18 protein-coding genes and 1 pseudogene are annotated in these 21,848 nt (G+C 73.4%); 10 read left to right on the plus strand and 9 right to left on the minus strand.

Going from position 1 to position 21,848, the window contains the following annotated elements; translation table 11 throughout:
* The first annotated feature begins 91 nt into the window (after window positions 1–91).
* The 4 genes and pseudogenes from SLV14N_RS15790 to SLV14N_RS15805 all read left to right on the plus strand — a co-directional run bounded on the left by SLV14N_RS15790 (window position 92) and on the right by SLV14N_RS15805 (window position 3,769).
* Entirely contained in the window at window positions 92–1,543 is a 1,452-nt protein-coding gene (locus SLV14N_RS15790; protein WP_259670325.1) for an MFS transporter, read from the plus strand.
* A gap of 70 nt (window positions 1,544–1,613) precedes the next feature.
* Window positions 1,614–2,117: a hypothetical protein gene (locus SLV14N_RS15795; protein WP_208681479.1), complete on the plus strand. Its 504-nt coding sequence runs from the start codon at window positions 1,614–1,616 to the stop codon at window positions 2,115–2,117.
* Window positions 2,118–2,134: 17 nt separating this feature from the next.
* A pseudogene (locus SLV14N_RS15800) lies at window positions 2,135–2,809 on the plus strand (futalosine hydrolase); the annotation flags it as partial.
* A gap of 108 nt (window positions 2,810–2,917) precedes the next feature.
* A complete protein-coding gene (locus SLV14N_RS15805; RefSeq protein WP_259670762.1) occupies window positions 2,918–3,769 on the plus strand; it encodes a 1,4-dihydroxy-6-naphthoate synthase in 852 nt (283 codons plus the stop codon).
* A 66-nt stretch (window positions 3,770–3,835) separates the two neighbouring features.
* Here the strand turns inward: SLV14N_RS15805 and SLV14N_RS38660 are convergent, their stop codons facing one another.
* The gene (locus SLV14N_RS38660) at window positions 3,836–4,219 is read right to left on the minus strand and encodes a cold-shock protein (protein WP_018089689.1); all 384 of its coding nucleotides are present in this window, start codon (window positions 4,217–4,219) and stop codon (window positions 3,836–3,838) included.
* 225 nt (window positions 4,220–4,444) lie between these two features.
* Between SLV14N_RS38660 and SLV14N_RS15815 the strand changes: the two genes are divergently transcribed.
* Window positions 4,445–4,705: a hypothetical protein gene (locus tag SLV14N_RS15815; RefSeq protein ID WP_078518621.1), complete on the plus strand. Its 261-nt coding sequence runs from the start codon at window positions 4,445–4,447 to the stop codon at window positions 4,703–4,705.
* Here the strand turns inward: SLV14N_RS15815 and SLV14N_RS15820 are convergent.
* A complete protein-coding gene (locus tag SLV14N_RS15820) occupies window positions 4,660–5,307 on the minus strand; it encodes an HAD family hydrolase (protein WP_208681484.1) in 648 nt (215 codons plus the stop codon). The genes SLV14N_RS15815 and SLV14N_RS15820 overlap by 46 nt on opposite strands.
* A 159-nt stretch (window positions 5,308–5,466) precedes the next feature.
* Complete coding sequence (locus SLV14N_RS15825) at window positions 5,467–6,642, minus strand: hypothetical protein (protein ID WP_208681485.1); 1,176 nt, start codon at window positions 6,640–6,642, stop codon at window positions 5,467–5,469.
* 176 nt (window positions 6,643–6,818) lie between these two features.
* On the opposite strand from SLV14N_RS15825, the gene SLV14N_RS15830 reads away from it, so the two are divergent.
* Together SLV14N_RS15830 and SLV14N_RS15835 are read left to right on the plus strand one after the other, a co-directional pair.
* Complete coding sequence (locus SLV14N_RS15830; protein ID WP_263269745.1) at window positions 6,819–9,332, plus strand: helicase C-terminal domain-containing protein; 2,514 nt, start codon at window positions 6,819–6,821, stop codon at window positions 9,330–9,332.
* A gap of 66 nt (window positions 9,333–9,398) precedes the next feature.
* Window positions 9,399–9,569 (plus strand): hypothetical protein, encoded by a 171-nt coding sequence (locus SLV14N_RS15835; protein ID WP_208681487.1) that lies wholly within the window; start codon window positions 9,399–9,401, stop codon window positions 9,567–9,569.
* Between the two features lie 106 nt (window positions 9,570–9,675).
* Here SLV14N_RS15835 and SLV14N_RS15840 read toward each other — a convergent pair whose 3' ends face one another.
* Both SLV14N_RS15840 and SLV14N_RS15845 read right to left on the minus strand, forming a co-directional pair.
* Window positions 9,676–10,233: a hypothetical protein gene (locus SLV14N_RS15840; protein ID WP_263269747.1), complete on the minus strand. Its 558-nt coding sequence runs from the start codon at window positions 10,231–10,233 to the stop codon at window positions 9,676–9,678.
* Window positions 10,234–10,394: 161 nt separating this feature from the next.
* A complete protein-coding gene (locus SLV14N_RS15845) occupies window positions 10,395–11,111 on the minus strand; it encodes a glycoside hydrolase family 25 protein (RefSeq protein ID WP_263269748.1) in 717 nt (238 codons plus the stop codon).
* Between the two features lie 898 nt (window positions 11,112–12,009).
* On the opposite strand from SLV14N_RS15845, the gene SLV14N_RS15850 reads away from it, so the two are divergent.
* Window positions 12,010–12,402, plus strand: a complete 393-nt coding sequence (locus SLV14N_RS15850; protein WP_263273173.1) for a peptidoglycan-binding protein — start codon at window positions 12,010–12,012, stop codon at window positions 12,400–12,402.
* A 132-nt stretch (window positions 12,403–12,534) separates the two neighbouring features.
* The gene (locus SLV14N_RS15855) at window positions 12,535–14,187 is read left to right on the plus strand and encodes a DNA repair helicase XPB (protein ID WP_208681493.1); all 1,653 of its coding nucleotides are present in this window, start codon (window positions 12,535–12,537) and stop codon (window positions 14,185–14,187) included.
* An 18-nt stretch (window positions 14,188–14,205) separates the two neighbouring features.
* On the opposite strand, the gene SLV14N_RS15860 is transcribed toward SLV14N_RS15855, so the two are convergent.
* Both SLV14N_RS15860 and SLV14N_RS15865 read right to left on the minus strand, forming a co-directional pair.
* Window positions 14,206–15,477, minus strand: a complete 1,272-nt coding sequence (locus SLV14N_RS15860; RefSeq protein WP_263269751.1) for a glycosyltransferase 87 family protein — start codon at window positions 15,475–15,477, stop codon at window positions 14,206–14,208.
* 264 nt (window positions 15,478–15,741) lie between these two features.
* Window positions 15,742–15,951: a hypothetical protein gene (locus SLV14N_RS15865; protein WP_263269753.1), complete on the minus strand. Its 210-nt coding sequence runs from the start codon at window positions 15,949–15,951 to the stop codon at window positions 15,742–15,744.
* Window positions 15,952–16,300: 349 nt separating this feature from the next.
* Between SLV14N_RS15865 and SLV14N_RS15870 the strand changes: the two genes are divergently transcribed.
* The gene (locus SLV14N_RS15870; RefSeq protein ID WP_263269755.1) at window positions 16,301–18,421 is read left to right on the plus strand and encodes an AAA family ATPase; all 2,121 of its coding nucleotides are present in this window, start codon (window positions 16,301–16,303) and stop codon (window positions 18,419–18,421) included.
* Between the two features lie 49 nt (window positions 18,422–18,470).
* On the opposite strand, the gene SLV14N_RS15875 is transcribed toward SLV14N_RS15870, so the two are convergent.
* Window positions 18,471–20,732, minus strand: coding sequence for a serine/threonine-protein kinase (locus SLV14N_RS15875; RefSeq protein ID WP_263269757.1), 2,262 nt, complete (start codon window positions 20,730–20,732; stop codon window positions 18,471–18,473).
* Between the two features lie 263 nt (window positions 20,733–20,995).
* Window positions 20,996–21,718 carry a copper homeostasis protein CutC gene (locus SLV14N_RS15880; protein ID WP_263269758.1) on the minus strand — a complete coding sequence of 241 codons (723 nt, stop codon included), beginning with the start codon at window positions 21,716–21,718 and terminating at the stop codon, window positions 20,996–20,998.
* Window positions 21,719–21,848 lie beyond the last annotated feature (130 nt).

Below are 21,848 nucleotides of genomic sequence, written 5' to 3' on the forward strand. Positions count from 1 at the left end.
ATGTCCACGGCCGCGACCGCGGGCCGGTACGCCCCGCGCGGCAGGGGGGAGAAAGTGCCCTCTCCTGGGCGAGTTGGGGCACTATGACCGGATGACTGCCGCACGGGCGTCGAAGATGTCGAAGGTGTCGAAGACATCAGGGAAGTCGTCACGGGTCTCGCGCGCATCGACGCGAGGCGGGGACGGGCACAACCGGGCCCGCGGGGCGGGCCGGGCCGTCGGCCGTGCGCTGCACCGGCCGTTCACCGGTGCGGCACGCGGGGTGCGGCGCGCCACGCATGCGCACGGCGCCGGGGAGTCGGGCCTGGGCAAGCTGATCGAACTGCATGCGGTGAACGCGGCCGGGGACATGATGATCACCGTCGCGCTGGCCTCCACGGTGTTCTTCGCGGTGCCGACGAATGAGGCGCGGGGCCGGGTGGCGCTGTATCTGGCGGTCACCATGGCGCCGTTCGCCCTGCTCGCGCCGGTGGTCGGGCCGCTGCTGGACCGGGTGCCGCACGGCCGCCGGGCGGCGATGGCGGGTGCGATGCTGGCGCGGGCGCTGCTGGCGCTGACGATGTCCGGCGCGGTCGCCACCGGGGGGCTGGAGCTGTATCCGGCGGCGCTCGGTGTGCTGGTGTCGTCGAAGGCGTACGGAGTGGTCCGCAGCGCGGTGGTGCCGCGGCTGCTGCCCCCGCGGATCTCGCTGGTCAAGGCCAATTCACGGGTGACGCTCGCGGGGCTGCTGGCGACGGGGCTGGCGGCCCCGGCGGGGGCCGGGCTGCATCTGGTCGGGCCGAGCTGGCCGCTGTACGGGGCGTGCGTGGTGTTCGCGGCCGGTACGGTCCTGTCGTTCACGCTGCCGCACAAGGTCGACTCGGCGAAGGGCGAGGGCCGGGCCCGGCTGGCGTCCCGGGACGCGGCGGCGCGCTCGGCGGACGCCGGGCGGAAGCCCGGACTGCGTACGGTCGGCCCGTCGGTGCTGCACGGTCTGCAGGCCAATGCCTGTCTGCGGGCGCTCTCCGGTTTCCTGACGTTCTTCCTGGCGTTCCTGCTGCGTGAGCATCCGCTGGGCGGGCTGGGGCCGGCGACCTCACTCGGGCTGGTGGTGGTGGCGGCCGGTACCGGCAATGCGCTGGGGACGGCGGTCGGCGCCTGGCTGAAGGCGCGCGGGCCGGAGCGGATCATCGCGGCGATGCTGGGGCTGGCGCTCTGCGCGACGGTGGTCGCGGCGGTGTTCTACGAGGGGGCGGCGGTGGTCGTGGTGACCGCCGCGGCGGCCGCCGCGGGGCTGTGCCAGGCGCTGGCGAAACTGTCGCTGGACGCCATGATCCAGCGCGATGTGCCGGAGGAGGTGCGGACCTCCGCCTTCGCCCGGTCCGAGACGGCGCTGCAGATGTCGTGGGTGGTGGGCGGCGCGATCGGGATTTCGCTGCCGCTGGTCGGCACGCTGGGGATGGCGGTGGCCGCGGGGCTGGTGGCGCTGGGTGTGGTGCTGGCCGTACGGGGCCTGCTGAGCGCGGCCCGGCGGGGCGGTACGCGCAGCTCTCGGGTGGCCTGACCGGCGACGGGCAACGCGGCACGCCGCACCCGGGCGTGGCGTGAGCTGAGGCGCCAGATAGCCTGCCCGTATGACCGCTGCGTTGATCTCCTGGGGCAAGGGCCGCCGCGCCGCTGCCGCCATCGGTGCCGTGTCCCTGGGTCTCATCACCCTCTCCGCCTGCGAGAAGCCGACCGCGCTCGCGACCGTGACCGTCGGTTCGTCGACCGTGACGGCCGAGGCCACCCCCGGGTGCGACGGTGACGGCAAGGTCCTCTCCAAGAAGGACGTCTCGGCCTGCCTGACCAAGAAGGGCGGCAAGACGATCACCGTCCGCCCCGGTGAGAAGGTGCGCGTCGGTGTCGAGCCGGACATCGCCAAGTCCGGCTGGATCGTCATCGGTGCCGGCCCCGTCATGCGCGAGCCCAGCAAGGGGACGTACCGCAGCTTCGACGCGGACACGCTCTTCATGCAGCAGAACCCGCAGACCGGCCAGACCACGTACTCCAAGGACGTCACCCTCCAGGTCGCCGAGCTGGGCGCGGGCGAGGGCCCCAAGACGATGTGGCACTTCACGCTGAAGCAGGAGAACTAGGGCGCGCGGGCCGCATGATGCGGGTGCTGGTCGTCACGGCGGTGGCCGCCGAGCGGGACGCGGTGTGTGCCGCGGCGGGGCCCTGTGACGGGACGACGCTGCCCGGTGGCCATGAGATGCGACGGACGGCCGGCCTTCCGGTGGCGCTCGATGTGCTGGCCGCCGGTGTCGGTCCGGCCGCCGCGGCCGCCGGCACGGCCACCGCGCTGACCGCCGCGGCGCTCGCCGGGGAGCCGTACGGCCTGGTGGTCTCGGCCGGCATCGGCGGCAGCTTCTCCCCCGGCTCCGGCGCGCCGCTGGGGTCGGTGGTGGTCGCGGACGCGATCGTCGCGGCCGACCTCGGCGCGGAGACCCCCGACGGGTTCGTCCCGGTCACCGAACTCGGCTTCGGCACGGTCGTGCACCGCCCCGACCCGGCGCTGGTGCGGGCCGCCGCGGCGGCGGCCGGCGCGGCGGTCGGCACCGTCGTCACCGTCTCGACGGTCACCGGCAGCGCGGCCCGCGCCGCCGAGCTGGCGGAACGTCACCCGGGGGCGCTGGTCGAGGCGATGGAGGGTTTCGGGGTCGCCGAGGCGGCCGCCGCCCACGGGGTGCCGGTGCTGGAGATCCGTACGGTCTCCAATGCCGTCGGCCCCCGCGATCGCGCCGCCTGGCGCATCGGCGATGCCCTCACCGCGTTGACCGGTGCCTTCCGTACGCTTCCCGGAGCCCTGACGGCCACCGCCGCACCGGCTCCGGAACCTCCCCCACGCTCGACTTCGCTCACGCGGGGGGACCCCCACGTCCCCGAGGAGGCCCCCGTGACCCGGCCGCTGAACATCGCGTACTCGCCGTGCCCGAACGACACCTTCGTCTTCGATGCGCTGGCGCACGGCCGCGTCCCCGGCGCGCCGGAGCTGGAGGTCACCTTCGCCGATATCGACATCACCAACGGCATGGCCGAGCGCGGTGAGTTCGATGTGCTGAAGGTGTCGTACGCGGTGCTGCCGTGGGTGCTTGAGGAGTATGCGCTGCTGCCCTGCGGCGGGGCGCTGGGGCGCGGCTGCGGGCCGCTGGTGCTGACCCGGGAGCCGGGCGCGGCCGTGGATCTGGCGGGCAAGACGGTCGCGGTGCCCAGTGAACGGTCCACCGCGTATCTGCTGTTCCGGCTGTGGGCGGCGGCCGAGGTGCCGGGCGGTGTCGGGGAGATCGTGGTGCTGCCGTTCCACGAGATCATGCCGGCTGTCCGCGACGGCAAGGTCGATGCGGGCCTGGTCATTCACGAGGCGCGCTTCACGTACCAGAACTACGGTCTGTCCTGCCTGGCCGACATGGGCGAGCACTGGGAGCACACCACCGGTCTGCCGATCCCGCTCGGCGCGATCATCGCCAAGCGGTCGCTGGGCGAGCGGGCGTTGCGCGGTCTCGCGGCGTCGATCCGCAGTTCGGTCCTGATGGCCTGGGACGATCCGGAGGCTTCCCGTCCGTATGTCCTGGAGCACGCCCAGGAGATGGACCCGAAGGTCGCCGACCAGCACATCGGGCTGTACGTCAATGAGTTCACCGCCGACCTCGGCGAGGACGGCTATGCCGCGGTGCGCGGGCTGCTCACCCGCGCCGCGGCCGAGGGGCTGGTTCCGCCCCTCGGCCGCGATGCGTTGAGCTTTGTGTGAGTGGGGCCGGGTGTGCCGGCCGGGGCCGCGGGTGACGTCCGGTTACGGAGGCCCGCGGCCGGTCCGTCAGACGTCGAGCTGGTCGGCGACGGCGCGCAGCATGCCGGCGATCTTGGCGCCGTGCACCTTGTCCGGGTAGCGGCCGCGTTCGAGCTGCTGGGTGACGTTCTCCAGGAGCGTGGTGAGGTCCTGGACGATCGAGGCGAGTTCGTCGGGCTTGCGGCGCTGCGCCGCGGCCACCGAGGGTGCGGGGTCGAGGAGTGTCACGGTCAGTGCCTGATCGCCGCGCTGGCCCGCGACTACGCCGAATTCGACGCGCTGGCCAGGCTTGAGTGCGGCTACGCCGTCGGGCAGCACCGACGAGTGCACGAAGACGTCACCGCCGTCATCGCGGGAGAGAAAGCCGAAGCCCTTCTCACTGTTGAACCACTTGACCTTGCCGGTAGGCACGTCTGTCCTCGTCCTCGTACTCGTTGGAAAAAAGCTGGGCCGGGTCTACTGCGGAACTGCGGGCTGGCTCCCCTCCGCCCGGCGGGGCCGGGAGGGGGAGAGGTCTGGAGAGCAATGCAGCGGGCCGCAGGACCCGCCACCACCAAGGCTAATGGTCCCAAGGCCGGTGACAAGACGCCGCCGGGTGGATCCTCCGTGCTTCTGGCCCGGACTTACCCTGGTCAGGTGTCTGACGAAACTCCCCTTGCCGGGGATCTGCTGGTCCGAATCGGCGCGATCATGTTCCTAGTTGGCGCAGCGGCCACTCTCGCCACGGTGGCCCCGCTGTTCCTCGGGACCGACCCGCTGCCGTCCGTCTTCTACGCGGTGTGCATGCTGATGGGCGCCGGTTTTCTGGTCGCGGCGGCCGGAGTGATCCGTTCCGTGGTCGCCCAGCGCCGTCAGGTGGCGGCGGCTTCGCCCCCGTCCGCGCCCTCGGCGACATAGCGCTCCAGCCAGGACGGAAACTCCGTCAGGTCGTCGAGCACCACCTCGGCGCCGGCCGCGCGCAGCTCCGTGGCGTCGCACGGGCCGGTGGCGACCGCGACGGCCAGTGCGCCGGCGGTGTGCGCCCCGACGATGTCGCCGATGTGGTCGCCGACGTAGATCTGCGCGTCGTGCTTGCGCAGCGCCTCGGCCTTGCCCTCCGCCCACAGGGAGCCGAAGAGGGCGTCCACGTCGAGGCCGAGGTGCGTCAGGTGCAGCTTGGCGTTGGGCTCGTATTTGGCGGTCACCACGAGCGTCCGGCCGCCCGCCGAGCGGACCGCGTCGAGGGCCTCCCGGGCGCCGGACAGGGCGGTCGTCGCCGTGACCGCGTGGGCCGGATACAGCGCACGGTAGAGGTCGGCGGTCTCCGCCACCCGCTCCGCGGGGAACCACCGGCTGATCTCCTCCTCCAGCGGCGGCCCCAGCCGGCTCACGGCGAGGTCGGCGTCGACGAAGGTGCCGGTCCGGGCGGACAGCTCGTGATAGGCGGCCCTGATGCCGGGGCGGGAGTCGATCAGCGTCATGTCGAGGTCGAAGCCGACCGTCAGGGAGTGTGCAGCCATGCCTGCCATTGTGCCTGCGGCGCCGGCCCGGTCAGGAGGGACCTGGGGCCCTCCCGTACGGGACGTCCGGCCGGACGGCGCCGCGGGGCGCGTCCACGGACACGCCGTGACCGGGCCGGGTGAGCCGTGGTGCGCCCGGCGGCGCCGTACGCGACCGTCTCACTGCGGTGTCCGCCGCATCCGCCACACCAGGAACAGCGCCGAGGCGACGGCCGCCACCCGCACCGTCCCCGGCAGCGCGTCCAGCATTTCCTGCCCCAGCCGGCCCTGTGCGAGGGGCTCGCCCCACCGCCCGTCGAACCGGCCCCACAGCCACACCAGCAGACCGCCGACGACGGTGCCCGGCACACCGAGCGCCGCGAACTTGGCCTCGGCGCGGCTCAGCCGCCGCGAGACATAGGCGAGCCCCCAGCCGCCCGCCGACGCGAGCCACGACCCCAGCGCCGCACCGGCGACCAGCAGGAGCACGGCCAGCATCAGGACGGGGCTGAGCGGCGCCCGCGCCGGGACCACCACGACCTCTTCCCCGGCCCCGGCCTCCGCCGGGGGCGCGGGGGCGGGGCGCCGGCGGCCGAGCACGCGCCGCAGCATCCGGGGCAGCGGCCGTTCCGCCGGCGCCGCCGCCTCCTCGTCCCCGTCCCCGTCCTCGCCGTCCTTCTTCAGGGACAGCGGGCGCTCGTCCTCGGGGCGGTCCCACATCTCCGGGATCTCGATCCCGCCGACGAATCCGGGCACGGTCTCGCCCGGTCCGAACGGCGCCGGCTCCACCCGCCACCAGTCCGGCGCGTCCCCGTCGTCACCCAGCTCGTCGGCGCCGGCCAGATGCGGCGGCAGGCCGACCGTCGGCGCGGTGTCCGGCGCCGCGTCGCGCGGGGCCGGGACCGTGCCGCCGCTCCCGGCCGCCTTTCCGCTCCCGGCCGCCTTGCCCGTCAGTCCGCTGCGGGCGGCCAGGCCGGTGAGCTTGTCGCGCGCGCCGGTCCACCGCCGGGACGGTTCGGCGGGCCGCGACGGCTGTGGCGCGCCGAGCGGTACGGCGGGCCCGCCGTCCGTGGTGGCCCCGGCGCCCGGGTCCTGCCGCGTCCCCGAGGCGCTCCAGGACGCCCCCGGCACCCGGTCGTCCGCGCTCCCCGCGGCCGCGACCACCGCCTCCGGCGTCCCCAGGCGGGCCAGCGTCCGCTTCACACCGGACACCGAATCGGCCCGCTGACCGTCGATCTCGGCCCGGAGCCCGGTCACCAGCCGCATCCGCGTGGCGGCGGGCAGCCCCCGCTGCTGGGCCAGGTCGCCCACCCGGCTCAGATAGTCAAAGACGAGCTGATCGCTCTCGATCCCCACGAAATCCCCTGCGGCGTCCGCTGGTTGCTGCCCCGACGGTACCGCCTCGACCGGCGGCCGGGCCGGAGGCGGCCGGGGGCGGGGTCAGCCGGTGTCTTCCCGATCGGGGCGGCTCGGGGCGCCGCCGTGCGGCCACCCGCTCCCCCGCCCTCCCCCGCCCCGCTAACGTAGGACGAATGACCGGTACACCCCGCACCCTCGCCGAGGAGCTCAGGACCCGCACCGACCGCGGGCTCGTCGGGCTGCTGCGGGCACGGCCCGACCTGCTCAATCCGGTGCCGGGCGATGTCACCCAGCTGGCGACCCGGGCCGGGACGCGGGCGTCGGTGGTCCGCGCCGTGGAGCGGCTCGACCGGTTCGTGCTGCAGACCGCCGAGGCGCTGGCGGTGGCGCCCGATCCGTGCCCGTACGACACGCTGGGCGCGCTGATGGGCGGGGACGCCGGGGACCCGGCGGTCGCCGCCGAGCTGCCCCGGGCGGTGGCGGAGCTGCGGGCGCAGGCACTGGTGTGGGGTCCGGACGAGCGGCTGCGGCTGGTGCGGACGGCCCGTGAGCTGCTCACGCCGAGCGCCGCGCACCCGTCGCCGACCGGTCTGGGCCCGACCGTCGCCGAGGCGATGGCCGGGATGTCGCCGGGGCTGCTGCAGGAGATCATCGCCGCGGCCGGGCTGCCCACCACCCACGACCCGGTCACCGCGGTCGCCTCGCTCACCGCGCTGTTCTCCGACCGCGCCCGGATGGCGGCGCTGCTCGACACCGCGCCCGCCGAGTCCGTCGCCGTCCTCGACAAGCTGCTGTGGGGCCCGCCCTACGGCGGGGTCACCGACCGCCCGGCCCCGCATCTGCAATGGCTGCTGGACCGGGGGCTGCTGATCCCGGCGGGCGCCCGGAATGTCGTGCTGCCGCGGGAGGCGGCGCTGCATCTGCGGGGCGGTCGCGCCCATCACACCCCCGAGCCGGTCCCGCCGGCACTCTCCCCCGCCACGGAACGCGATCCACAGCTTGTGGACAACGCCGCCGCGAACCAGGCGTTCACCGCGCTCGCCACCGTCGAGGAGCTGCTCAAGGAGTGGGACCTGGGCGGGCCGGCCGTACTCCGCGCCGGCGGGATGAGCGTCCGTGACCTCAAGCGGACCGCCACCGCCCTGGACACCACCGAGCAGCTCGCCGCCTTCTGGCTCGAACTCGCCTACGCGGCCGGGCTGATCGCCTCCGACGGCGAGGCCGACGAGCGGTTCGCGGCCACCCCGGCCGCCGAGGAGTGGCTGCAGCTGCCCGACCACGAGCGCTGGGCGGCGCTGGCGGCCGGCTGGCTCGCCGCGACCCGCGCCCCCGGGATCGTCGGCACCGCCGATGCGAAGGGCCGCGCGCTCGCCGCCCTCGGCCCGCACCTCGACCGCTCCCCCGCCCCCGAGGTCCGCCGCCGCGCCCTCGGCCTGCTCGCCACGCTGCCGCCGGGCACCGCCGTCCCGGCGACGGCGGTGCTGGCCCGGCTGCAGTGGGAGCGTCCGCTGCGCGGCGGCGCACCGGCCGCGGGCCAGGCGCCGGCCGCCGCTGACGGTGCCACCGCCGCGCCCGGCGCCGACCCCGCCGACGACCTCCGCTCGCGCCTGGCCCACTGGACCCTGACCGAGGCCGAGTTGCTCGGCGTGACCGGACGCGGCGCGCTCTCCACCCACGGCCGCACCCTGCTCGACACCGCGTCGGACAGCACCGCCCCCACCCCCGCCGAAACCACCGCCGCCGCGGCCCGCGCCGCCGCCCTGCTCGCCCCGCTGCTCCCCGAACCCGTCGACCACGTCCTGCTCCAGGCGGATCTGACCGCCGTCGCGCCCGGCCCGCTGCGCCGCCCGCTCGCCGAGGCGCTCGGCGTACTCGCCGACATCGAGTCCAAGGGCGGCGCCACGGTCTACCGCTTCACCCCCGGCTCCGTACGCCGCGCCCTGGACGCCGGCCGCTCCGCCGCCGAGCTACAGGAATTCCTCGCCACCCACTCCCGCACCCCGGTCCCCCAGCCGCTCGGCTACCTCATCGACGATGTGGCCCGTAAGCACGGGCAGCTGCGGATCGGCGCGGCCGCCGCCTATGTCCGCTGTGACGACGACGCGCTGCTCTCCGAGATCCTCGCGGACCGCCGGGCCGCCGCGCTCCGGCTGCGTCGGCTCGCCCCGACCGTGCTCGCCGCCCAGACCTCCCCCGACCAACTCCTCGACGGCCTCCGGGCAATGGGCTACGCCCCGGCCGCCGAGTCGGCCGCCGGTGACGTACTGATCGCCCGCGCCGACTCCTACCGGACCCCGCCGCGCACCGCCCCCGCCCCGGTCCCCGACGGCCCGCCGTCCCCCGACCCGACGCTGCTCGCGGCGGCGGTACGCGCCATCCGCGCCGGTGACCTCGCGGCCACCGCGGAACGCAAGCCGGTCCACGCGCCCGCGCCGGCCGCCCCCGGCGCCCTGCCCCGCACCACCTCCGCCGAGACCCTCGCCACCATGCAGGCCGCGGTGCTGACCAACTCCGCGCTCTGGATCGGCTATGTCAACGCCGACGGCGCCGCCAGCCAGCGCGTCATCGCGCCCGTACGGGTCGAGGGCGGCTTTGTGACGGCCTACGACCACACCTCCGACGAGGTCCGTACGTACCCGCTCCACCGCATCACCGGCGTGGCGGAGCTGGCGGACGACTCGGTCTGAGCGGCCCGGCACATCTGAGTAGGTCTACGGATGGCCTCCCGCCCCCGCGATCCCCAGGATGGCTCCATGAGCGAGCACGAGCTGTCCCCCGGAGTCCCTGCGCGACCCGCCGACGCCCATCGGACCGCGGGCACCGTCATGAAGGCCGTCCTCGTCGTGGCGGCCGTCGCGGCGGCGATCCTGCTGCTCTACGTGGTTTTCTTCGTCGGCATCTTCGTCATGGCCGGCTCCCGCTGATCACGGCACTGCAGGACGGCATGCCGTTGCCCGGCCGCCCTTGGCGGACGGCCGGGCAACGGCGGGAGCAGGTGTCCGCTACGGGATCAGGGAATCCGCGGTGGGCTCAGCGGCGCCAGTCGCAGTGGACGTGAGTGTCGTGGTCGGCGGTCCCCGGCCCGAGGACCTTCTTGGCGCCGAGCTTCTTGCAGGCGGCCATCAAGGGCCGGTGCGGGGCTCCGCTGCCGACATGGCGGCCGTTGATGTAGTTGATGTCGAAGGCGATCCCTTCGTAGTGCGTGGAGCGGCTGCTGTGGGCGCCGCCGACGACCTCGGAGACCGAGATCCGGTAGCCGTACTGGGTCCTCAGCTTCAGCAGCCCGTTGAGCATCCGGGTGTCCAGGGCGACCCGGCGGTGGGGCCGGTGGCCCCAGGGGCTGGTGAGTGCGCCCTTGCCGTGGGCGGTGTCGACGAGGTTCTGCCGGGCGGTGGATGCGGCGTGCCGGCCACTGACGTGGCGGGTGGCCAGCGAGATGCCGCTGGTCCGCAGGATCTGCTGCGCCAGCGCGGTCCGGCTCGGGGCGGTAGGGGCAGCGGAGGCGGAGCCGGAGGCCGCGGTGCCCAGGAGGGCGGCGAGGGCCGCGGCGCCGGCGATCAGGCGCGGCGCGAAGGCGCGTACGGACATGAGTGACTCCTTGTCAGGTGACGGTGGTTGGCGGCCCGTGCCAGTGGGCGGGTGGTTGCTGGGCCGTCTCAGATGACGGGTGGTTGCTGGTCTGTGGGCTGTTCGGGCGCAGGTGCACGGGTACGCAGAGGGGTGGCCGTCGCCCCCTCCGCGGGCCGGGCTCAGGACGCCATCCCCCGGAGCCGGTCGAGGCTGCCGCGGAAGACGTTGCGGTCGCCGGTTCCCGGGATGCCGGGTGTGCGGCCGTGTTCGGTGTGCTGCCAGAACGTCCAGGAGCTGCCGGCGCCCGGGACGGGATGCGGCTCGTGGGTGCCGCTGCCGTAGCGCGCCAGCCACAGCGGATGGCCGGCGAAGACCCGGCCCCGGCCGCCCATGCACTCCCTCACGAAGGACGCCCGGGTGTAGACGATCGGCGTGACCTTGAAGGCCTTGCGCACCTCCCGGAGGAACACCGTCAGCTGCCCGGGACGCAACTCGCGGGGGCAGACCTCCCTGTGGTTCCGGCGCACCTTCTCCACGTCCAGTACGGGCGGCAGTTCACCGGTCCGGTTGCCGCGGTAGCCCGCCGCGCGGGCCGTGGCGATGAAGTGCCGGGCCTGCGCGGCCCCGTCGCCCGTGCTCCGGGGGTCGAAGAAGTGGTACGGCGCGCGCAGCAGCGACGTACGGGCGACCGCCGCGTGGTCGCGGGTGAACCACGGGTCCTTGTAGCCGGTGCCCTGGCTGGCCTTGAGGAAGGTGAAGCTGTGCGTCCTCGCCACCCGGGTCCAGTCGATCCGCTCCTTCTCCCCCCGGCCGTGACTGTGGTGACTGGTGTCCACCCCCGCGACGGAGTACGACGCCGGTGACGCCGCCTGCGCCACCGGCACGGCCGTCGCCAAGGCGGCGAGCGCGGTCCCGGCCGCGGTACAGGCAAGCGCGGTACTTACCCGAACGGGTGATGTCAGGGGCATAGTCATTTCCCTCGTTTCGTTGCTGCACAGGTCCGTTGAGCCCCTCCGCTCCCGGATTCGCGCAGGCCGGAGCACCCCTGGGCAGGGGCGGAGACGGAGCGGGGGCTGCGCGGCCCGGTCGGCGGCGCCCCTCAACGATGCAGCAACAGCGGGGGACTTCACTACGATCTGCCGGGCTCCGGCTCATGCATCGATGCAGCGACCCGATGCACTGCGCTGACCTGCGCTTATGCAGCTGCACTTGGCCGAGCGAGACAGCTGAGGACACTCGAACGACCCGGGGGAAGCATGACGGGACCAACCGGACCGGACCGGGAAGCGGTCCGCGCGCTGGCGGAACTGCTCAGGAGGTGGTGGGAGTTGTCGGCGCGGGAGGGCCGGCCGAAGCCCACCCAGCAGTCGCTGGCCGGACGTCTGGGCATCGACCAGACCACCCTCTCCCGCTATCTCAACCCCCGTCACCCCTCCACCGCGCCGCTCAGGACCGTCGAACTCCTCCACACGGTGCTGCGCGCCCCTGCCGCCGACCTGCCCCGGGCCCGCGCCCTGGTCGAGGAGGCGGCCGCCGTACCGGCCCGTAAATCACCCCACCCGGCCGACGCCGCCCCGGCGGACGCCGCCCCACCGCACGGCCACCCTCCGCACCGTCCTCGCCTTCCTGGCCGTCCTCACCCTCGGCGGCGGTATCGGCCTCGGCGGCGGTATCGGCCTCGGCTGGAGCGCGTTCGACCACCGTGCCGGCCAGGGCGGTCCGTCGGTCGCCGCCGCGGCCGCCCCGGCGGGCCCCGCGGCCTCCCGCTGGCCGCTGGCCCGCAAGGGCGATCTGCTGTGGAAGGCCCGCACCGTCCAGTACCTGCTCCAGGCCCATGGCCATGCCGTCGAGGCCGATGGCGACTTCGGGGCGGCGACGGCGGCCGCCGTGAAGACGTTCCAGGCCGCCCACGGACTGCTCGCCGACGGCAAGGTCGGCGCGCAGACCTGGTCGCATCTGATCATCCGGATCGACTCCCACAACGACCCGAAGCAGGCGGTCGTGGCCCTCCAGTACCTGCTCAACAACACCGGCACGGCCACCGACATCACCGGGATCTTCACCCCCTCCACCACCCGCTCCCTCGACACCTTCCAGCGCGCCCGGGGCCTCCCGGTGACCGGCGTCGCCGACCCCGCCACCTGGCGGGCCCTCCTCGCCTCACAGGGGCCCGCCATCCATCGCTGACGTCCGCCGCGGCGATGCGGCACACTGGACGTTTGGCCGTATATCTGCGGTCGATGTCTGCGGTCGTGATCAACGGTCGAGGTCTGCGGCCGGTCTCAGCGGCCGCCGGCCGGGAAGCGAAAGGCGAGGCGCGTGAACGGACCCCTCATCGTCCAGAGCGACAAGACGCTGCTCCTGGAGGTGGACCACGAGCTGGCGGACGCCTGCCGGCGGGCCATCGCGCCCTTTGCCGAGCTGGAGCGGGCGCCGGAGCACATCCATACGTACCGGGTGACGCCTCTGGGGCTGTGGAACGCGCGGGCCGCCGGGCACGACGCCGAGCAGGTCGTGGACGCCCTGGTGCAGTTCTCGCGGTATCCCGTGCCGCATGCGCTGCTCGTCGACATCGCCGAGACGATGTCCCGCTACGGGCGGCTGACGCTGGTCAAGCACCCCGCGCACGGCCTGGTGCTGAGCTGCACCGACCGCCCGGTGCTGGAGGAGATCCTGCGGTCGAAGAAGGTGCAGCCGCTGGTCGGGGCGCGGCTGGACCAGGACAACGTGGTCGTCCACCCCTCCGAGCGCGGGCAGATCAAGCAGACGCTGCTCAAGCTGGGCTGGCCGGCCGAGGACCTGGCCGGTTATGTCGACGGCGAGGCGCACCCGATCGAGCTGCGCGAGGACGGCTGGGCGCTGCGGCCCTACCAGCGGCAGGCCGTGGAGGGGTTCTGGCACGGCGGCTCGGGTGTGGTCGTGCTGCCGTGCGGCGCGGGCAAGACGCTGGTCGGGGCGGGCGCGATGGCGCAGGCCAAGGCGACCACGCTGATCCTGGTGACGAACACGGTCTCGGCCCGGCAGTGGAAGCACGAGCTGGTGAAGCGGACCTCACTGAGCGAGGACGAGATCGGTGAGTACAGCGGGACGAGGAAGGAGATCCGGCCGGTCACCATCGCCACGTACCAGGTGCTGACGACCAAGCGGAAGGGCGTCTACCCGCATCTGGAGCTGTTCGACTCCCGGGACTGGGGCCTGATCGTCTACGACGAGGTGCATCTGCTGCCCGCCCCGGTCTTCAAGTTCACCGCCGATCTGCAGGCCCGGCGGCGGCTGGGTCTGACCGCGACGCTGGTCCGCGAGGACGGCCGGGAGTCGGATGTCTTCTCCCTCATCGGGCCCAAGCGGTTCGACGCCCCGTGGAAGGAGATCGAGGCGCAGGGCTATATCGCCCCCGCGGACTGTGTCGAGGTGCGGGTCAATCTGACCGACTCGGAGCGGCTGGCGTATGCGACGGCCGAGACCGAGGAGAAGTACCGCTTCTGTGCGACCACCGCCAGCAAGCAGTACGTGACCGAGGCGCTGGTACGCCGGCACCAGGGCGAGCAGACGCTGGTCATCGGCCAGTACATCGACCAGCTGGACGAGCTGGGCGAGCATCTGGACGCCCCGGTGATCAAGGGCGAGACCACCAACGCGCAGCGCGAGAAGCTCTTCGAAGCCTTCCGGCAGGGCGAGATCTCGGTGCTCGTGGTCTCCAAGGTCGCGAACTTCTCCGTCGACCTTCCCGAGGCGACGGTCGCGATCCAGGTCTCCGGCACCTTCGGCTCCCGCCAGGAGGAGGCCCAGCGGCTGGGCCGGGTGCTGCGCCCCAAGGCGGACGGCCACGAGGCGCGGTTCTATTCGGTCGTCGCGCGCGACACCATCGACCAGGACTTCGCGGCACACCGCCAGCGCTTCCTGGCCGAGCAGGGGTACGCGTACCGGATCGTGGATGCGGACGAGCTGCTGGCGGCGGGCGAGGACGTCTGAGGCCGCCGGCCGCCGGGCTCAGACCGCCCGGGACGGGCTGACCGGCTCCCGGGCGGCGCGCGGCGCGGGCAGGCCGCCGCCCGGAGGCACCGGCGGCCGCCGTGTCCACCACACGACCGCGGCCAGCAGCGCCAGTCCGAGCAGGGGATACGGGGACGCGAACGGCTGCTGCCACCAGCTGACCCGCAGATCGAGGTCGCCGGTGTGCGGCACGATCCACATCGTGCGCGCGGTGAAGGCGACGGTGACGGCGGCCAGCAGCACCTTGCGCCATGGGTTGCGCCGGGTGTGGGCGGCGAGCGCGATGAGCAGCGGCACACACCAGACCCAGTGGTGGGACCAGCTGATCGGCGAGACCAGCAGCGCCGTGACGGCCGTACACAGCACGCCCCAGCCGTCCAGGCCGCGGCGCAGAAAGATGCGGCGGGCGGCCCAGAGCCCGGCCGCCGCGGTCAGCAGTGCGGGCACCGCCCAGAGCAGGCCCGGCTCGGGCTGGTGCAGCACCCGGGTGATCAGACCTTGCAGGGACTGGTTGTCGACGATCCAGACCTTGCCGACCCGGTCGGTCTCGAACATCCGCCGGGTCCAGAACTCGATGCTGGCACCGGGCAGGACCAGCCAGCCCAGCAGCACGGAGACCAGGAACCCGGCGAGCGCGGTGCAGGCGGCCTTCACCCGTCCGGTCACGAGGAGGTAGACGGCGAAGATCGCGGGGGTGAGCTTGATGCCGGCCGCGATGCCGGTGGCGAACCCCTTGAAGCGGGCGCCGTCCGGACGGGAGAGGTCCCACAGGACCAGGCAGGTCAGCGCGAGGTTGACCTGCCCGAAGACGAAGGTCTGGAAGACCGGCTCCAGCCAGAGGCCGAGCGCGGTGGCGGCCAGGAGGAAGGGCGCGGTGTGGGCGGCCCTGCGCAGACCGGCGGCCTTGCACGAGAGGTGGATCAGCAGCGCGAGGAGGGCCGCGTTGACGAGTACGCAGACGACCTTGAGCGTGCCGAGCGAGAGCCAGGTGGTCGGTATGAAGAGCAGGGCGGCGAAGGGCGGGTAGGTGGCCGGAAGGTTCCACTTGGTGACCGTGAAGCCGTAGAGATCACCGCCGGTGGCGGCGGCCGCACCCTCGGCCCGGTAGACCGCTATGTCGGACATCGGCAGCGGCTGGACCTGGTAGAGCACCCAGAGTCCGGCGAATGACGCCAGGAGCAGCGCCGTGGCGAGCGCCAGTCGTCCGGGATGGGCGATGCTCTGCGCCCAGGTCCGTCTCCATGTCCACGTCCCGTCGACGGCAGACACCCGCTGACCCCTCCCCGTTGCCCTGAGCGCGCCTACTGCGGTGACGCTAGTGGATCGAGGCCGACCGTCCGTAACGGTTTCCGGTCATCCGGATGTCGGCGCGGAGTCGGCTTTCCCGCACCTGATCGCGCATGTGATGCGCCTGATCTGTACGTGCCTGGCCGGTACGTGCTGGATGCGGCTTCCTGCCCCGTATTGTGCGCGGTGTGCGCGGGCAGGGGCGGCTGAGGCACGCGCTCAGCTACATCACGCGGTGCCGGGAACTCAGTCGTCCGCGTACTCACCCATGACGACGACGCTGAAGGCGGCCGACGCGAAGACCTTGATCGCGCGGAGGGCGTTGCCCACGACATAGCGGTGCTCATGGGCGGCCGCCGCATCGCGCTCGGGGCCGGCGCCCAGGGCCGTGGCGCCCTTGACCGGGTGGAGGGAGACGGGGTGGACAGAACCTGGGGGAATCGCTGCGCTGCTCATGACTCCATGATGAAATTCACGCGATTGCAGCACATCGGTCCATAGGTCCATCCCTGAGGGCCGGACGTCCGCCTCCAGGCCCACGCCCTCCCCTACGGGAGACCTACGGCAGCCGACCGCCGCGGCCCGCCGGAAATCCGTTGGCGCCGTCTTGCGGCGCTGACTACAATCGCGCGTCTGCCTGCCTCCCGTCGAGGAGTGCCGCCGACCGGTCGGAAACCGGCCGGCCCCTTCGCTTCACGCCGCTGACCCGCGCACCGCATGACCTGCGCTGTGCACCGATACCGGCCCGCCGCGCCCGCGCTCATCGGCGCGCGCCCGCCGACGCACCCGCCACGGAGGCAACGCCGTGCCCACGCACGCCCACCACCCGACGACGGAGCCGCGCACCGAGAGCTCCGGCCCCCGGCCGGGAGCCGACGATCCGCTCCAACGCGAAAAGTCCCACCTCGCCGCCTCCCGCTCCGCCCTGCGCGCGATGCGGGCGGACGCCGAAGCGCTGAACATCGCCGATGTCACCGCGAACTGGGTCAACGCCGAGGTCCTCCAGGGCGAGATCGACGCCCGGATCAAGGCGCTCGCCGATCTCTCCCACACCCCGCTCTTCTTCGGCCGCCTCGACTATCTCCACGCGCCCGGCCTCGCCGAGGGCGCCACGGGAGAGAACTTCTACATCGGCCGGCGGCATGTCCACGACGCCGACGGCGACCCCATGGTCATCGACTGGCGCGCGCCCGTCTCCCAGCCGTTCTACCGGGCCTCCAAGAAGGACCCGATGGACCTCAAGCTGCGCCGCCGTTTCGGCTACACGGGCGGTGAGCTGACCGCGTACGAGGACGAACACCTCACCGACCCGACCGAGGCCGCACGGACCAGCGCCCTGCTCCAGTCGGAGATCGAGCGTCCGCGCGTCGGCCCGATGCGGGACATCGTCGCCACCATCCAGCCGGAGCAGGACGAGATCGTGCGCGCCGGCATCGGCGGCTCGGTCTGTGTCCAGGGTGCGCCGGGCACCGGAAAGACGGCGGTCGGTCTGCACCGCGTCGCGTATCTGCTCTATGCGCACCGCGAGCGGCTGGCCCGCTCCGGCACCCTCGTCATCGGCCCCAACCGCTCCTTCCTGCACTACATCGAGCAGGTGCTGCCGGCCCTCGGCGAACTGGAGGTCAAGCAGGCCACGGTCGACGACCTGGTCGGGCATGTGGAGGTGCGCGCCACGGACGAGGCGGCCGCCGCGACGGTCAAGGGCGACGCACGGATGGCGGAGGTGCTGCGGCGGGCGGTGCGCTCGCACATCACGATGCCGCAGGAGCCGTGTGTCGTCGTCCGCGGCTCCCGCCGCTGGCGCGTACCGGCCTATGAACTGGAGGAGATCGTCCAGGAGTTGCGGGAGCGGGAGATCCGCTACGGCGCGGCCCGCGAGGCGCTGCCGCAGCGGATCGCCCATGCCGTGCTCGTCCGGATGGAGCAGGCCGGGGAGGCCCCGGACGACCGGGTGCAGGACGCGGTAGCCCGTAACGCCGCCGTGAAGGCCGCGGTCAAGGCGGTCTGGCCGCCGGTCGACCCGGCGAAGCTGGTGCTGCGGCTGCTGGGCGATGCGGAATTCCTCGCCGAGCAGGCCGAGGGGATCCTGACCCCCGAGGAGCAGAAGACGATCCTGTGGACGCAGCCCGGATCGGGAAAGAGGGCGGCCCGCAGCGTGAAGAGCGCCAAGTGGTCCTCCGCGGACGCGGTGTTGATCGATGAGGCGATGGACCTGGTCGCGCGCACACCGTCGCTCGGCCATGTGGTCCTCGACGAGGCCCAGGACCTCTCCCCCATGCAGTACCGCGCGGTCGGCCGCCGTTGCACGACCGGCTCCGCGACCATCCTCGGCGATATCGCCCAGGGCACCACCCCCTGGGCGACGGACACCTGGCAGGAGGCGCTGACCCACCTGGGCAAGCCCGGTTCGGCCGTCGAGGAACTCACCCAGGGCTTCCGCGTACCGCGCGAGGTCATCGCCTATGCGTCCCGGCTGCTGCCCGCCATCGCCCCCGACCTGGCGGAGGCCACCTCGATCCGTGAGTCGGCGGGCGACTTCGAGATCCGTACGGTCGAGCCGGCGGACCTGACCGCCGCCACCCTCACGGCCTGCGACGACGCGCTGGCGAAGGAGGGCTCGATCGGACTGATCGCCGCGGAGGCCCGGATTCCGGCGCTGCGTACGGCCCTGGAGGCGGCGGGCGTGAGCTGTCTGGCCCCCGGCGAGGAGACCTCGGCCGAGGCCCGGCTGACGCTCGTACCCGCCACCCTCGCCAAGGGCCTGGAGTACGACTACGTGGTCCTGGACGAACCGGCCGCGATCGTCGACGGCGAACCGGACGAACGCACCGGGCTACGCCGTCTGTACGTCTGCCTGACCCGGCCGGTGTCCGGGCTGACGGTGGTCCATGCGGCGGCACTGCCGGAGCAGTTGGCAGGCCGCTGAGGACCCGGGGCGTGCCCGGGACCGCCGAGGGTCGCCTGATGCCACGGCGTCAGGCGACCTTGGCGCAGATCATGGTCCTCCCGTCGTACACGTTCCATGAGTAGCGGTAGCGCCCCGGCTCCCCCGGGCAGGCGCCGGTGCCCGCCGAGGCCCGCAGGACGGCCGTGACCTGCATGATGTAGCTGAACTCCCGGGGCACCCGGTCGGCGCTGCAGTTCCATGCGGTCAGCAGGTTCGCCGGCCCGGGGCGGCCGCCCTGCGCCTTGGCCAGGAAGCACTGGCCCTTACGGAACTGCCGCTCCACACACAGGTTGGTGGACGAGGAGCCCACCCCGCTGTGCCACCAGCCGCCCCGCCCTCCGCCGGACGGGCAGCTCCCGGCCCTGGCCACCCGCAGCACCCGCAGATACGCACTGGCCGCCCCGCAGCCGACCCGCACCGGCGCCGAACGGCTCCAGTTGCCGTAGCCGTCCTGGTAAGCGTCAAGGCAATCGCCGGCCCGTACGGCCGCGAAGGCCGCGTCGACCGGGCTGGGGGTACGGGACGCGGCGCTCGTCGGCCGGGAGCCGGTGCCTCCGCTGGTGGACGAGCCGGAGCCCGACGAGCCGCTCGTGGACGTCCCGGAGCCCGATGTGCCGGAGCTCGACGAGCCGCTCGTGGACGTCCCGGAGCCCGATGTGCCAGAGCTCGACGACCCGCTCGTGGACGTGCCGGAACTCGTCCCGCCGCTCGTGTACGTACCGCTCGACGTCCCCGAACTCGTCCCGCCGCTCGAATACGTACCCCTGGACGAGCCGCTGGACGTACCGCTGGACGTACCGCTCGACGAGCCGGCGGTGTCCTCCGCGTTCCAGGGCTTCCAGAGGAAGACCACGAACGCGACGCACAGGAGCACCGCCCAGAAGCAGCCGCCGCCGGACGAGGAGTTGGCGGGCTGCGGGGCGGACGACGTCTTGGACGACGACATCTTGGACGACGTCTTGGACGACGCGGGCGCGGCGGTCTGCGCGGAGGCCGCCCGTCCCCGCTGCTCCCGCCGCGCGTTGTCGGTGCGCTTCTGCCGCTCCCGCTCGGCACGTTCACGCCGCTGTTTCTCCGCGGCCTGTGCGTTCGCCCGCGCCCTGGCCTGCGCCCGCTTACGCTCCTCCGCCTCTTTGCGCTCCTTCGCCTCCTTGCGCTCCCGGGCCTTGCGCGCCGCACGCTCCCGCTCGGCGCGGTCCCGCTCCTCCTGCTTCTGGCGCGCGGCCCGTTCCTCCTGCTTCCGGCGCGCGGCCTGCTCTTCCTGCTTCTGACGCGCGGCCCGTTCCTCGGTGTAGACGCGGGTGGGATCCGGCGGCGGGACCTGTTGCGTCCACTCGTCGGCCGCGGGGGTCTGCGCGCCCCCGGCCGCGCTCCCGGCCTTCCGTAAGGCCCGCCCCTGGGCCTCGTACTTCCCGATCAGTGCGGTCCACCGCTGCGGCAGCCAGCGCTCGCCGCGCCGCGAGGTCGGCATCCGGTCGAGTTCCTCCAGGAACTGCCGCAGCAGATCGGCGGGTTCGGGCCGCTCGTCCGGACCGGCGGCCAGACACGGGCGGATCAGCGGGGCCAGTTCCCGGGGCAGCCCGGTCAGATCGAGTGCGCCGCGCTGTACGAGCGTCAGCAGCCGGATCGTGTCGTCGGTTTCGGGGTACGGCGGCCGGCCGACGGCCAGATAGAAGAGCGTCGCGCCCAGCGAGTACACATCGGACGCCGTGGTGGACGGCTCGGCGCGGGCCTGCTCCGGCGAGGTGAAGGCGACGGTGCCCAGCGTCAGCGACGTCCGCGTGATGTCGTTGGCGTGCGAAATGCCGAAGTCGATGAGCCGGGGCCCGGCCAGCGGCAGCAGGATGTTCTGGGGTTTGACGTCCCGGTGGACGATGCCCTCGTCGTGCAGGATCACCAGGGCCTGCGCGGTACCCGCCGCGATCCAGCGCACCGCGGAGCCGGGCAGCCGCCCCGCGCTGCGGACGAGTTCGGACAGCGCGGGCGCCGGTATGTACTCGATGGCCATCCAGGGCAGTTCGGCGTCCGGGTCGGCGTCGCGCACCCGGGCCGTGTAGGCGCTGTCGATCCGCCGGGCCAACGTCACCTCGCGGGCGAACCGCCGCCGGTCGGTATCGCTGACGACGCCCTCGGCGAGCAGCGTCTTGACCGCGGCCAGCGACCCGTCGACCGTGGACCGCGCCAGATAGATCCGCCCCATGCCGCCCGAGCCGAGCCGCCCCAGCATCCGGTAGACGCCGAGCCGCTGCGGGTCGTCTCCGCTGAGCGGCTTGACTCCCATACCTGTCATGCCGTGTCACCCTCCCCCTGGTCCCCCAACCGTGACACTCGTCAAACAGTGCCACGCCAAAGGGAGTTGAGGAAGCGGGCCGGACGGGGCGCCCGAGGGCACGCCCGCCTCCTCTCCCACCCCTGAAGACCGCCCCCGCAGACCCCTCGGGCCTCTCGGGCCGCTCAGGTCTTCCAGGCCTCTCAGCTCTCCTGGATCTCTCGGATCTCTCGGATCTCCTGGACCTTCTGGACCTCCTGGATCTCCTGGATCTCCTGCAACTCTCAGACCCGCTGAGCGACAGGCAGATCCAGCGCCTCCCGCCACTCCCGGACCGCTGCCGCCTCCACCGGCGCCGACCACCCGGCGGGCCGGGCCGCGCCGCCGATGTGGAACGCGTCGAGACCGGCCGCCCGCAACGCCGGCAGATGGCCGAGCCCGAGTCCGCCGCCGACCAGGATCCGCGGCGCGTACCCGGGCTCGCCCGCCGCCGTACGCGCCTGCTCCGCCAGCAGCGTCGGCAGTCCCCCGTCGACCCCCTGCGCGGACCCGGCCGTCAGATAGGTGTCGAGCCCCGCGGCGCCGGCCGCCCCGGCCAGCTCCTTGCGCAGCGCGTCCCGGTCGGCCGCCCGGTCGATGGCCCGGTGGAAGGTCCACCGGCAGCCGTCGATCACCTCGGTCAGTGCCGCCACCGCGGCAAGATCGGGCCGCCCCTCCGGCGTGAGAAATCCGAGGACGAACTCCTCGGCACCCTCCGCCCGCAGCGCCTCGGCCTCCTCGCACAGCGCCGCCACGTCACCGGCCGCGAAGCCGTCGGCGGCCCGCAGCATGACCCGCAGCGGAAGGCCGACGGCCGCCCGGACCGCCGCGAACGTGGCCCGGGTCGGGGTGAGCCCGTCGGCCGCCATGTCCGTCACCAGTTCCAGCCGATCGGCCCCGCCGGCCTCGGCGGCGACCGCGTCCTGCGGGCCGAGCGCGATCACCTCCAGCAGCGCGCGCTTGCTCATATGACCCAATCCTTCGATGACGACATGACGAGACGGACCTCACAACAGGTCTAGTCCAATATCCCAGGGTAAGGGCCACCCGCCCTCCCGGACACCGGACCACCACCGGCACACCCGGAATCCGCCCATA

The sequence above is a fragment of the Streptomyces sp. Je 1-4 4N24 genome, from assembly GCF_026239515.1.
Lineage (GTDB): Bacteria > Actinomycetota > Actinomycetes > Streptomycetales > Streptomycetaceae > Streptomyces > Streptomyces nigrescens.